Below are 12,304 nucleotides of genomic sequence, written 5' to 3'. Positions count from 1 at the left end.
GTTCAACACATCGGTGCCGGCCCCGTATACCTACGGGTGAAAGCCGGGCTCTCGGGCGAGAGCTTTACTGATTTAAAGGTTCCAAGCCGCAGGTCCTGTTGAGCGCGATGGCCAGTGGAGCTGCGCTGCTCTCCGACCGCAACGTGAACGAAAGCCTGATATTGCGCTTGAAGACTTACGCAAGAAAGCTGGGCTTGTTTCGGCAGGCGAAATGAATGGGTTCGCTGGCAATGAATGCTGGCGGGTGGGGAACGCGTCTTTGTTGAACGCGACGGTCGACGAACATTGGCAGGGCTCGATCCGGCTTGCGCGGGGTGCGCGCGAGAGATGTGAGCCGCTGTCCCCAGGTCACTCCTAGCAATCAGTAATGCGTGCAACCTTTAGGGCTGGAATCGAAGGCAGGACATGAGAAACGGTCAGAACAAGCAGCGGATGCGCAACCGCAACAACAATAACAACAACAACCGGCGCGGCCAGAACCCGATGACCCGGGTCTACGAGTCCAACGGACCAGACATCAAGATTCGCGGCACCGCTTCGCACATCGCTGAAAAGTATCTCCAGCTTGCGCGTGATGCGCGCTCCTCCGGCGACCCCGTTGCAGCCGAGAACTACTACCAGCATGCCGAGCATTACTTCCGCCTGATCGCGGCGGCCCAGGAGCAGTTCCGCCAGAACCAGCAGCCGCGCGGCGATGAGCCCGTCAGCAGCAGCGACGACGGCGAGGATGACGGCGAGAATTTCTCGGCCTTCGGCCAGGAGCCGGGTTTCGTCCCCCAGCCTCCGCAGCAGCCCTTCACGCGTGACCGCGATGGCCCGCGCGATCACCACCAGCGTGATCATCAGCAGCGCGACGGCCAGCAGCCCTATCAGCGCGACAACCAGCAGCCGCGCGAGCACCGTGAACGCGATCATCGTGCACAGCCGCAATATCAGCCGCAACCCGCCAACCAGCCGCAGCCCGTCATCGCCGATGCCGGCAACGTCGACCGCCTGCCCTCCTTCATCACCGGCGCACAGCCGCAAGTGAATGTCGCCGCCAATGGCGGCCAGGGCGGGTTCGAGGGCGCCGGTGGCGGCGAGCGCTATCCGCGGCGGCGGCGCCGGCCGCATGGCCCGCGCCCCGAGCGCGAGGCCGCCCCGGTCGCGTCCAGCGACGAGGTCGCCCCCGGCGAGTAGCCACTTCTGATCTGATGTCCTGAACTGAAATCGTCCCGGCCTCGCGTCGGGACGATTTGTTTTTGACGGTGCGCGTTGGTTCAATCTGTGGGAGCCGCAAGCACGGGCCACCTCTCCGATAGGGAGAGGTGAAGCTAGCCGCGCGTCGCTGTCGTCTGGGACGGCACCAGCACCGGCTTCGCGAGCGAGGGAATGAGCCGCGCGCGCTCGCGCTTGGCAGGGATCGCGCGGTAGACCTGCTTGGTCGCCTCCACGATATGGACGCCGGCAAAGGGCAGTGACAGCGCTGCGCCGGCGCGCTCCCACATCTGCGCCGATTTCAGCACCCAGCCTCCGGCATAGGGCGGCATGAACAACGCCTCGCCCCAGGCGGTCGGCGTGAACCAGGTCTGGCGCAGCAGCTCGGTGATCTGCGAGCGCGAATAGGGCCGGCCGTGACCGAAGGGCGTGCTGTCGGTGCGGGTCCACACCCCGCGCCGGTTCGGGATCACGGCAATCACGCGCCCGGACGGCGACAGTACGCGCCACACCTCGCGCAGCAGCGCGGCCGGATCGTCCGACATCTCCAGCGCGTGGACCAGGAGGATGCGGTCGACCGCGGCGTCGGGAAGCGGCAGCGAGTATTCGTCGACCAGCGAGGCCAGCGCCGGTCGTCCCGTCGGCCATTTCAGGACACCCTGGGCCGCCGGCATGAAGGCGATGCAGCGTTCGGCGTCCTCGCGGAACAATCCCAGATAGGGCGTGGGATAACCAATGCCGAGCACGCGCTGACCCTCGGCGCTTGGCCAGCGCTCCCTGATGCCGCGATTGATCATTTGCCGCGCCACGATCCCGAGGCGGCGGGAATAGAACTCGCGGAGGTCGACGACGTCGATGGTCATGACGGCAATGTAACATGCGCATGGCCGCCGCTGCGCGCGGAATATTGCATTGCCTGCGCAACGTTAACGCCATATTTGTCTGGCGGGGCTGAGCCCGATGGAGACGACATGGCCGCCGAAATTCGTACTTTCACCTGTTTAAACGACAATTTCGGTTATCTGATCCACGATGTGGAAACCAAGGCGACGGCATCGATCGACGCGCCGGAGGCCGGTCCCATCCTCCAGGCCCTGGAGCGCGAGGGCTGGCAGCTCACCGACATCCTGATCACCCATCATCATGGCGATCATGTCGGCGGGGTTGCCGAACTCAAGCAGAAATACAATTGCCGCGTCGTGGCGCCGCACGACAAGACGACTGAGATCGCGAATGTCGATCTGCGTGTCGCCAACGCCGACGTGGTGAAGATCGGCAATTTGCTGGCGCGTGTCGTGGAGACGCCCGGCCACACGCTCGACCACATCTCTTACGTGTTCGACACCGAGAAGACGGTCTTCGCCGCCGACACGCTGTTCTCGATCGGCTGCGGCCGCGTCTTTGAGGGCACCTACCCGATGATGTGGGATTCGCTTCTGAAGCTGCGGGCGCTGCCCGACGACTTCAAGCTCTATTGCGGCCACGAATACACCGCGTCCAACGTCAAGTTCGCGCTCACCATCGAGCCGGACAACGCGGCGCTCCAGGCGCGCGCCGCGGAAGTGGCGAAGCTCCGGGCCGAGAACAAGCCGACCATTCCCGTGCTGCTGGGCGAGGAGAAGCGCGCCAACGTATTCCTGCGCGCCGATGAGCCGGCGGTCGCGGCCAAGCTGCACATGAAGGGCGCGGACGCCGCCGCGGTGTTCGGCGAACTGCGCGAGCGCAAGAACAAATCCTGAAGAACAAGTCCTGAAGAACAAATCCTGACGGGGATCGATGCCGACCGCAGCCGAGATCATCGCGCGCCTCGAACTCCGGCCGCATCCCGAAGGCGGGCATTACCGCGAAACCTTTCGCGATCTGGCCACGGACGCCAACGGGCGTTCGCGCTCGACGCTGATCTACTTCCTGCTGGCTCGCGGCGAGCGTTCGCACTGGCATCGCGTCGATGCGGTCGAGACGTGGCACTACTACGCCGGCAGCCCCTTGATGCTGCGCATCGCCCATGACGGCTGCTCCCAGCATGAGGTGCGGCTGGGCACCGACCTCGTCGGCGGCGAGCGGCCGCAGGCGATCGTGCCGGCGCAGGCCTGGCAGATGGCGGAAACCACGGGCGAATGGACGCTGGTCGGCTGCACCGTGGCGCCCGCGTTCGAGTTCGCAGGCTTCGAGCTCGCACCGCCCGGCTGGGAGCCGTAGCTCCACGCCAATCATCGCTTTCGCAGCACCATATCCTTGGCCGCGATCAGACCTCCCCCGGCAATGAGGATCGCAGCAAGGGCGATGTTGGCGCTGGCCTTGGCGAACCCGGCAGCGATGAGGAATCCCGTCGAGAGCAGCGGCGTCGCGTAGGAGGCGGCGCCGAGCACGTGGATGTCGCCGCGTTTCATGCCGATGTCCCAGGCGTAGAAGGCAGCGCCGACGGGGCCGATGCCGAGTGCAATCACGGAAAGCCATTGCAGCGTGGTCTCCGGCCACACGGTGGTCTCCAGCGCGACATGCATCACTGCGGCGAGCACGGCGGTGGCGAGGCAGAAGCCCGCGACCGCGTCGGTCGGCACCGCCTTCAAACGGCGCGACAGCACCGAATAGGTCGCCCAGACGAAAGCGGCGATGAAGGCCGCGATCAATCCCGGCAGCGTCCCCGGCGCGAAGCCGGAGGTATTGCCGGCGAACAGCAGCACGGTGCCGACGAGGCCGAGGACTGCGCCGATGATGTGATGCGCGGCCAGCCGCTCGCCGGGCAGGAATGACGAGAACAGCACGATGAGCAGCGGCCACAGGTAGTTCAGAAGGCCCGCTTCGGCCGGCGGCGCAAAGCGCAGCGCGAGAAAATACAGCGCATGATAGCCGAACAGGCCACCGACGCCGACGACCCAGACGGCGAGCGGTTGACGCAGGCTTTTCGCCGCCTCGCTCCGCCCGATCCAGGTGAACAGCCCAACGACACCGCCGATCGCGAAGGTCATCGCGGCGAGCTGGAACGCCGGGATCTTTCCGGTCGCCACCGTCATCACTGACAGCAGCGACCACATCAGGATCGCGGTCAATCCGATCAGCGTCGCGGTGCGGGGAGTCATTCCAGGGCCTCGTCGTTCCGGGGCGGCTCGAAGAGCCGAACCCGGGACCTCGAGATTCCGGGTTCGCCGCTGGCGCGGCGCCCCGGAATGACAGGGCATCATGCCCGGGACAAGTCCGGGCATGACGACGTGGAAAATATCAGCCCGCGTGATGCGATCGCATCACACCATGTACTGGCCGCCGTTGACCGTCAGGGTTGAGCCGGTGATGAAGCCGGACTCGTCGGCCGCGAGGAACACGACCGCGCGCGCAATCTCTTCGGGCTCGCCGAGCCGGCTGACCGGGATCTGCGGGATCACGTTCTTCTCCAGGACGTCCTTCGGCACCGCCTGCACCATTTCGGTGTTGATGTAGCCCGGGCAGATCGCATTGACGGTGATGCCGCCCTTGGCGTTCTCGAGCGCGAGCGCCTTGGTGAAGCCGACGTCGCCGGCCTTCGCCGCGGAATAGTTGACCTGACCGAACTGCCCCTTCTGGCCGTTGATCGACGAGATCGAGATGATGCGGCCGAACTTGCGCGCGCGCATCCCCTCGATGACCTGGCGCGTCATGTTGAACAGCGAGCCCAGATTGGTGTTGATGACGGCGGTCCACTGATCGAGCGTCATCTTGTGGAAGGCGGTATCCCGGGTAATGCCGGCATTGTTGACCAGCACCTCGATCGGCCCGAGATCGGCTTCGACTTTCTTCACGCCCTCCGCGCAGGCGTCGAAGTTGCTGACGTCCCATTTGTAGACGGCGATGCCGGTCTCGGCCTTGAACTTCTCCGCCGCCGCATCGTTGCCGGCATAGTTCGCCGCGACCTTGTAGCCGGCCGCCTTCAGCGCCTTGCTGATTGCCGCTCCGATGCCCCGCGTACCACCCGTCACCAGTGCAACACGTGCCATATCGTATTCCTTCCCTTGGACTCTTCGGACGCTTCTGACGTGATTGTTTTTAGCTACGGATTATGCGGGACGTTTGACGGACATCAAGAACAAAACGCCCGGCGTGAGCCGGGCGTTTCTCTTTAGTCGAGGCCTGCGTGGTTGCGAAGAATATTTGATTTGCAACCGCTGCCTTTTTGGTCGCGTGCAACGCACGCGCTGACGTGTGCAGCGCACGCGTCAGCTCCGTGCAAGGTTTTCGTCAGTCGCGCGCCACACACATGGCGATGCCCATGCCGCCGCCGATGCACAGCGTGGCCAGGCCCTTCTTCGAATCACGCTTCTGCATTTCGTGCAGCAGCGTCACCAGCACGCGTGCGCCGGATGCGCCGACCGGATGGCCGATCGCGATCGCGCCGCCATTGACGTTGACCTTGGAGGTGTCCCAGCCGAGATCCTTGTTGACGGCGCAGGCCTGTGCCGCGAAGGCTTCGTTGGCCTCGATCAGGTCGAGATCGCCGACGCTCCAGCCAGCCTTTTTCAGCGCGGCGCGCGAGGCCGGGATCGGGCCCGAGCCCATGATCTTCGGATCGACGCCGGCCTGCGCCCAGGACACGATGCGCGCGATCGGCTTCTTGCCTTCCTTGGCCGCCTGCTTGGCGGTCATCAGCACCACGGCGGCGGCGCCGTCGTTGATCCCGGAGGCCGAACCGGCGGTCACCGTGCCATCCTTCTCGAAGGCGGGCTTGAGCTTAGCCATCGCGTCGAGCGTGGCGCCATGACGCGGATATTCGTCGGCGCTGACGACAACGTCGCCCTTGCGGGTCTTGATGGTGACGGGGACGATCTCGTCGTTGAACCTGCCGGCCTTCTGCGCAGCCTCCGCCTTCTGCTGCGAGGCGACCGCGAACTCATCCTGCTGGGCGCGCGTGATCTGCCACTGCCGTGCGACGTTCTCGGCGGTGTTGCCCATGTGGTAGCCGTTGAAGGCATCCCACAGACCGTCCTTGATCATGGTGTCGACCAGTTCGAGCCCGCCCATCTTGACGCCGCCGCGCAGGTGCTGGGCGTGCGGGGCCATGCTCATGGATTCCTGGCCGCCGGCGACCACGATTTCGGAATCGCCGTTGAGCAGCGCCTGATAGCCGAGCGCGACCGTGCGCAGGCCCGAGCCGCACAGCTGGTTGACTCCCCAGGCGGGGCTCTCCACCGGAATGCCGGCGGCGATCGACGCTTGGCGGGCCGGGTTCTGGCCCTGGGCGGCGGTCAGGATCTGACCCATGATGACTTCGGAGACCCGGCCGGGCTCGATGCCACCGCGCTCCAGCGCGGCCTTGATGGCGATGGCGCCGAGGTCATGGGCGGGAAGGGTCGCGAACGCTCCGTTGAAGCTTCCGACCGGGGTGCGGGCGGCGCTGACGATGACGACATCGTCTGACATGGGCATCTCCTGGGTTTGAAAGGGGGCAGACGGGGCTGGGGAAAAGACGGCTCGCCAGTCTCGAATGGCATCCTGTTAACGTCGTTGAGGCATGTCAATCGGACGGTCTCCGAATTCATGCCGCAACGCATTCAAAATAGCGTTCTTGGCGCTTTCGCAAGCAAGATTTTGCTCTGCAATTAACCGTGCCGCACAAAACGGTAGCGTGAGCCCTTTGAAAATGCTTATTTTGTTGCGTTGCGTACTCTTCCCGCCCTGCGGCATTGCCCGACAGGTTCCCGTTCTCCGCGTTTGCAAGTGAGAGCCCATGGCGAAATCAGACCAACCCACCACCATCAAGAAATACGCGAACCGCCGGCTCTATAACACCGGAACGAGTACCTACGTGACGCTGGAAGACCTCGCCGCCATGGTCAAGGACGGTGAAGACTTCCTGGTCTATGACGCCAAGACCGGCGACGACATCACCCGCTCCGTGCTCGCCCAGATCATCTTCGAGCAGGAGAACAAGGCCGGCCAGAACCTGCTGCCGACCACCTTCCTGCGCCAGCTCATCCGCTTCTATGGCGACAGCATGCAGATGGTGGTGCCGAAATATCTGGAGCAGTCGATCGCGACGCTGACGCAGGAGCAGGAGAAGTTCCGCAAGCAGATCGCCAATACGCTGTCCGGCACTCCTTTTGCTCCGCTGGAGGAGCAAGTCCGCCGCAACATGGAGCTGTTCCAGCAGACCTTCTCGATGTTCAAGCCGTTCGCGGCGCCCCGTCCGACCACCACTGCCGAGCCGGAGGCCGATGCGAGTACCGAGCCGGCGAAGGACAGCAATATCGACGATCTGCGCCAGCAGATGAAGGAGATGCAGGAACGCCTCGAGCGGATGTCGAAGAAGGACGAGTAGTCTTTCATTTGCACCGGCCCCCGGCACGCCGGAGACGAGCCATGTCTGGCCGAAGCACCCATTGGGACCATGTCTACGCCACCAAGGGCGAAGCCGAGGTCAGCTGGTTTCAGGACAGCCCGACAATTTCGCTCGAGATGATCCGCGCGGCCAATCCTGATCATGGCGCAGCCATCATCGATATCGGCGGCGGCGCCTCGCGGCTGGTCGATGCGCTGCTGCAGGACGGATATCGCGACGTCGCCGTGCTTGATCTCTCTGCCAACGCGCTTGATGCGGCGAAGAAGCGAATCGGCAAAACCGGTTCGACCGTCGACTGGATCGTTGCCGACGCCACGACGTGGCAGCCGGCGAAGTCCTACGACGTCTGGCACGATCGCGCCGCGTTTCATTTCCTGACCGACCCGCGCGACAGAGCGGCCTACGTCGAGCGCCTGCGGGCAGCGCTTAGCCCCGGCGGACAAGTCATCATCGGCACGTTCGCGCCCGACGGTCCCGAGAAATGCAGCGGCCTGCCGGTTCAGCGCCACGACAGCGCGAGCCTTGCAGCAGAGCTCGGGCCGGAGTTTGAGCTCGTCGAGACGCGCAGCGAGACGCATCACACGCCGTGGGATTCGACGCAGGCGTTTCAGTTCAGCCGGTTTACGCGAAGCCTTTAGAAGAAGCCTCTAGAAACGGTGTCATGCCCCGGCTTGACCGGGGCATCCAGTACGCCGCGGCTTATCGAGGAACCACAACTGTCTCTGGAATACTGGATCGCCCGATCAAGTGGGCGATGACAGCGAAGTAAAGGCAGCTACGCCGCCAGCTTCACCGCATGCGCGAAATCCCAATAGAGTTTGCGCGCCCTCGCGCAGAACGGGCCCGGCTTCAGCTCGCGCTCGTCGATGCGGATCACGGGCGCGACCTTGGCGAAATTGCCGGATGAAAAGATCTCGTCGGCGGCAAGGAAATCGGCATAGCGCAGCGTCTTCTCGACCACGGTGACTCCGTCGGCGCGAAGCAGGCTGACGACACGCTGGCGCGTGATGCCATTCAGGAAAGTGCCGTTCGGCACCGGCGTAAAGACCACGCCGTCCTTCGCCATGAACACATTCGAATTGCCGAACTCGGCGACGTTGCCGAGCATGTCGAGCATCAACGCGTTGTTGAAGCCGCGCGCGGCGGCCTCGGCGAGTGCGCGCGAATTGTTCGGATAGAGGCAGGCCGCCTTGGCCTCGACCGGCGCGCATTCGGCGGTGGGCCTGCGGAACGGCGACAGCGTGATCGCATTGCCGACCGGCTTTGGCATCGGCGCCACGTAGATGCACAGGCACCAATTGGTGGTCTCGGGGTCGAACAGCACGCCGCCACCGCTCCCGTTCTGCGCCCAGTACATCGGACGGATATAGAGTTCGGCATCCGCTGCAAATCGGGCAATGCCTTCCTGCGCGAGCGTCAGCCAGGCGCCGGTATCGAGCAACGGCTTCAGGCCAAAATGGATCGCCGATTGATTGACGCGGGCGACGTGCCGGTCGAGATCAGGCGCCACACCCTCGAACGCGCGCGCCCCGTCGAACACGATCGAGCCAAGCCAGGCCGCATGCGTGCGCGAGCCCATGATCGGCACATTGCCCTCGTGCCATTTGCCCTCGAAGAAGGTCCAGCTCGGCGAATAGTCGATGGGCTTCTTGATCTCGGCCATGACCGGCCTCCCCTTAGGAAATATCCGGGCACTATTGTCCCAATTTCTAAACGATTTGCTGCGGGGACTAGCCACCCTCCCCTGGAGGGGGAGGGTAAAACAGGCCAAACCGGCTATAGTGCGGGCAATGATACGGAGTCCGCCATGCCGCTCGATCCGCTCGCAAAGCGTTTGTTGACCATGATGGCTGCGGCTGCGCCGCAGGCGCGGAGCCGGCCCAGCGTGGAGGCGCGGCGGCAATCGCTGGCAAAGCTGATGCAGTTCGCGCGTGCCGAGGCGCCGGACGTGACGACGTCCGACGGCGTGCTGATCGGCCGCGCCAGTGAACTGCCCTATCGCCTCTACACGCCGGCAAGCGCCGGGGAGCTTGCACCGGGCTTCGTGTTCTTTCACGGCGGCGGGCTCGTCGCCGGCAGCATTGCCACGCACGACCGCATCGCGGCCGCGCTGGCGCATGCCACCGGTTGCCGCCTCGTGTCGGTCGACTACCGGCTCGCGCCCGAGCACAGATTCCCCGCCGCCATCGACGACGCGATCGCCGCCACCGAATGGGTGGCGCGCGAGGCGGAATCGCTCGGCATCGACGCGGACCGCCTGGTGATCGGCGGCGATTCCGCCGGCGCAACGCTCGCTGCGGTCGTGTGCCAGGAGGCGGCGCAGACCGCCGGTCTCTCCATCGCCGCGCAATGCCTGATCTGCCCGGTGCTGGACTTCGAGGAAACCTCGCCCTCGCGCGAGGCCTTTGCCGAGGGCCACCTGATCGACCGCGTCACGATCGAAGCCGATCTTTCCGATTATCTGCCCGAGGGCATCGACGCCGCCGACCCCCGCGTCTCTCCGTTGCGCGCGGGACGGCTGACGGGACTGCCGACCGCGATCATCCATACCGCCGAGTACGACCCGATGCGCGACGAAGGCAATGCCTATGCCCGCAAGCTGCTCGCCGCGGGCGTCGCCGTCGAGCATGTCTGCCACGACGGCATGGTCCACAATTTCCACGCCATGGGCGCGATCCTGCCGCAGGCCCAGCTCGTGCTGTCGCAGATCGGCGAACAGGTGCGGAGGGCGGTGAAGCAGTGAGTGAGTGTGAGAATCACACGCGCGCGTCGAGAACGGCTCTGGCGGCCGCAAGATATTCGGGCCAATGCGCATCCGCATAGCGCTCCGCATGCCGTGCGCAAGTGACATCCGGAGCATGCGCGGCGGCGATCATGCGCGCAAAGCGTTCTTCGGCAACCGTCACATCGTCGACCACTGGCGCCGGTGCGGCCGCCGCAGCGGTCGGAGCGAGGGCGAGCCCCGCCATTCCGGCGAGCAGGATGCGGCGTGACGTGTTCATGGCTGTCGTCCTCCGTTGTCTGGCCTGCACTCTGGCCGGCGAGAGTGTCGGTGCAGTCACGACAGGGTAGCCGCGTGCGTCGATACAGTCCATCGTTTGCGGATAGCGCTTGACCGCGGGAACAATCACGTTCCATCTAGCGTGCGTTTCCGCCACCTGAGCCTCACGCGTCGGATTGTCACGTGTCAACTCGCAACCCACCGCATCGTCCGGCTTTGCGCGCGATGGCGCTGGGGCTGGCCTGCCTGACGGTTTCAGCGAGCGCTGCCTTCGCCGCCGAGGCGGACGAGGACGCACCGGCAAAGCCGGCTGTTCCGAACATCTACCTCGACCTCCGCACCAGCTACGCGATGATTCCCGCAGGCACGCTCGGGCTCGGCTTCGGCACCACCTCGCTGTCGGCCGCGCTCCAAACCTTGGCGTTGCGTAGTGGCACGGTGCTGCCGAACGGCTTGCCGGCGGCAAAGGCCATCGCGATCGACCTGCCGCTGACCGTCGACGTCAGCGACCGCGTCTCGCTCTATGGCGGCGTGTCGGGCTCGACCGCGGATATCGGTGGCGGCTGGTCGACGTTCGACATCACCAGCTGGAACATCGGCGTGCAGGCCGACCTGTATCAGCAGAACGGCGGCAGGATCCCGACCATCACCCTGCAATCGACCCTGACGCAGTCCGTCCCGAACGAGCAGGGCATGACGAACTCCTTCAACAACATCCTGGAATTCGACTACGCGCTCGACGAGGACGAGACGCGGGGCTGGCTGGCCGGCATGCAATACACATACACCACCATCGCTACCCCGTTCGCCAGCATCCGGCCCAACACGATCCTCTATGCCGGCGGCTATTATCAATGGCCGAGCAACTGGAAGTTCACCGGGCGCCTCGGCGTGCAGTCGTTCGGCGGCGCGCAGCTCGCCGGACGGACGCTCGCGGAGTCCTTCACCCAGCCGGTCCTGCGGCTCGACCTCGATCGCATGGATGACAACGACAACCGCCTGTTCGGCATCACCGCACAGATCGCGTGGACGCCGAAGCCCGCCTATCAGCTGACGTTGCGCACGCCGCTCTACGCCGTGCGCAATTGAGCGTGATCCCGGAAAAGGACCATGTTCAAACGAAACGAAGCCGCTGCTAATCCGGCACCGGCACGTCGAACGTGTTGAGCGTGACCGAGACCATGCAGTAGACGCCGACCAGATAGGACAGCTCGGCCGCGCCGTGTTCGCCGAACTCCTTCACCGCCGCACGATAGGTCAGCTCCGGCAGCACGCCACCGCTGACCAGGGCCGAAGCCATGTCATAGGCGACCCCCTCCTGCCTGGTCAGATCGACAGGCCGCTGTCCGGCGACGATGGTCGCCAGCTTCTCGTCGGACAGACCGCGCTGCTCGGCGACCAGAACGTGGGCATAGAGTTCGTAACCGGACCGGAAATGCGAGCCGGTGACGAGGATCGCGACCTCGCGCACCGGCGCCGGCAGCAGCGGGTTCGACGCGACCGCCTTGACCAGCTCCCACACCGGCTTGCCGAAGCGCGGCTCGCGGATCCAGGGGTTCCAGGGCCCGAGCAGCGCGCCGTCGTCGCGCATGTTCACAAAGCCCTTGAAATGGTCCGTGATGCCGGCTCGCATGTCGTCATAGAGCGGCTTCTGTTCGTCAGTCAGATCCTTGGGATCGAGAATGGGAAGGCGCACGGCAGGATCTCCTCGTTGAGAAGAAGTGACGGTCGCCCGCATGCCCGCGCGTGGCAAGTGAAGTTGCCGTGACGGTCGTGCAATTTTGCAAGTGGTGCGGAAA

Annotated in this window: 14 protein-coding genes; 7 read left to right on the top strand and 7 right to left on the bottom strand. The window is 64.8% G+C overall.

Annotated elements, in window-relative coordinates:
- The first annotated feature begins 405 nt into the window (after positions 1-405).
- Positions 406-1,179 (top strand): DUF4167 domain-containing protein, encoded by a 774-nt coding sequence (locus tag XH96_RS02680; RefSeq protein ID WP_194390938.1) that lies wholly within the window; start codon positions 406-408, stop codon positions 1,177-1,179.
- Positions 1,180-1,313: 134 nt separating this feature from the next.
- Here XH96_RS02680 and XH96_RS02675 read toward each other — a convergent pair whose 3' ends face one another.
- Complete coding sequence (locus XH96_RS02675; RefSeq protein ID WP_061882663.1) at positions 1,314-2,060, bottom strand: class I SAM-dependent methyltransferase; 747 nt, start codon at positions 2,058-2,060, stop codon at positions 1,314-1,316.
- 108 nt (positions 2,061-2,168) lie between these two features.
- Between XH96_RS02675 and gloB the strand changes: the two genes are divergently transcribed.
- Positions 2,169-2,936, top strand: a complete 768-nt coding sequence (gloB, locus tag XH96_RS02670; RefSeq protein WP_194390937.1) for a hydroxyacylglutathione hydrolase — start codon at positions 2,169-2,171, stop codon at positions 2,934-2,936.
- Between the two features lie 37 nt (positions 2,937-2,973).
- Positions 2,974-3,396, top strand: a complete 423-nt coding sequence (locus XH96_RS02665; protein ID WP_194390936.1) for a cupin domain-containing protein — start codon at positions 2,974-2,976, stop codon at positions 3,394-3,396.
- An 11-nt stretch (positions 3,397-3,407) separates the two neighbouring features.
- On the opposite strand, the gene XH96_RS02660 is transcribed toward XH96_RS02665, so the two are convergent.
- From XH96_RS02660 to XH96_RS02650, 3 genes are all read right to left on the bottom strand, one after another.
- A complete protein-coding gene (locus tag XH96_RS02660; protein WP_194390935.1) occupies positions 3,408-4,277 on the bottom strand; it encodes a DMT family transporter in 870 nt (289 codons plus the stop codon).
- Between the two features lie 162 nt (positions 4,278-4,439).
- Positions 4,440-5,165, bottom strand: a complete 726-nt coding sequence (phbB, locus tag XH96_RS02655) for an acetoacetyl-CoA reductase (protein WP_194390934.1) — start codon at positions 5,163-5,165, stop codon at positions 4,440-4,442.
- Positions 5,166-5,406: 241 nt separating this feature from the next.
- Complete coding sequence (locus tag XH96_RS02650) at positions 5,407-6,585, bottom strand: acetyl-CoA C-acetyltransferase (RefSeq protein WP_194390933.1); 1,179 nt, start codon at positions 6,583-6,585, stop codon at positions 5,407-5,409.
- Between the two features lie 307 nt (positions 6,586-6,892).
- On the opposite strand from XH96_RS02650, the gene phaR reads away from it, so the two are divergent.
- On the top strand, positions 6,893-7,483 hold the full coding sequence (gene phaR, locus XH96_RS02645) for a polyhydroxyalkanoate synthesis repressor PhaR (protein ID WP_194390932.1): 591 nt from the start codon (positions 6,893-6,895) through the stop codon (positions 7,481-7,483).
- Positions 7,484-7,524: 41 nt separating this feature from the next.
- Positions 7,525-8,142 carry a trans-aconitate 2-methyltransferase gene (locus tag XH96_RS02640; protein WP_194390931.1) on the top strand — a complete coding sequence of 206 codons (618 nt, stop codon included), beginning with the start codon at positions 7,525-7,527 and terminating at the stop codon, positions 8,140-8,142.
- A gap of 137 nt (positions 8,143-8,279) precedes the next feature.
- Here XH96_RS02640 and XH96_RS02635 read toward each other — a convergent pair whose 3' ends face one another.
- Positions 8,280-9,167 carry a branched-chain amino acid aminotransferase gene (locus tag XH96_RS02635; RefSeq protein ID WP_194390930.1) on the bottom strand — a complete coding sequence of 296 codons (888 nt, stop codon included), beginning with the start codon at positions 9,165-9,167 and terminating at the stop codon, positions 8,280-8,282.
- 144 nt (positions 9,168-9,311) lie between these two features.
- On the opposite strand from XH96_RS02635, the gene XH96_RS02630 reads away from it, so the two are divergent.
- On the top strand, positions 9,312-10,247 hold the full coding sequence (locus XH96_RS02630; RefSeq protein WP_194390929.1) for an alpha/beta hydrolase: 936 nt from the start codon (positions 9,312-9,314) through the stop codon (positions 10,245-10,247).
- A gap of 13 nt (positions 10,248-10,260) precedes the next feature.
- On the opposite strand, the gene XH96_RS02625 is transcribed toward XH96_RS02630, so the two are convergent.
- Positions 10,261-10,506 (bottom strand): hypothetical protein, encoded by a 246-nt coding sequence (locus tag XH96_RS02625; protein WP_194390928.1) that lies wholly within the window; start codon positions 10,504-10,506, stop codon positions 10,261-10,263.
- 215 nt (positions 10,507-10,721) lie between these two features.
- Between XH96_RS02625 and XH96_RS02620 the strand changes: the two genes are divergently transcribed.
- Positions 10,722-11,594, top strand: coding sequence for a hypothetical protein (locus tag XH96_RS02620; RefSeq protein WP_194394006.1), 873 nt, complete (start codon positions 10,722-10,724; stop codon positions 11,592-11,594).
- A gap of 46 nt (positions 11,595-11,640) precedes the next feature.
- On the opposite strand, the gene XH96_RS02615 is transcribed toward XH96_RS02620, so the two are convergent.
- Positions 11,641-12,201: a carboxymuconolactone decarboxylase family protein gene (locus tag XH96_RS02615; protein WP_194390927.1), complete on the bottom strand. Its 561-nt coding sequence runs from the start codon at positions 12,199-12,201 to the stop codon at positions 11,641-11,643.
- Between the last annotated feature and the right edge of the window lie 103 nt (positions 12,202-12,304).

The organism is Bradyrhizobium sp. CCBAU 51765 (assembly GCF_015291725.1).
In the GTDB taxonomy this organism is placed as follows: Bacteria; Pseudomonadota; Alphaproteobacteria; order Rhizobiales; family Xanthobacteraceae; genus Bradyrhizobium; species Bradyrhizobium liaoningense.
This window is presented reverse-complemented; position numbering and strand designations above follow the sequence as displayed.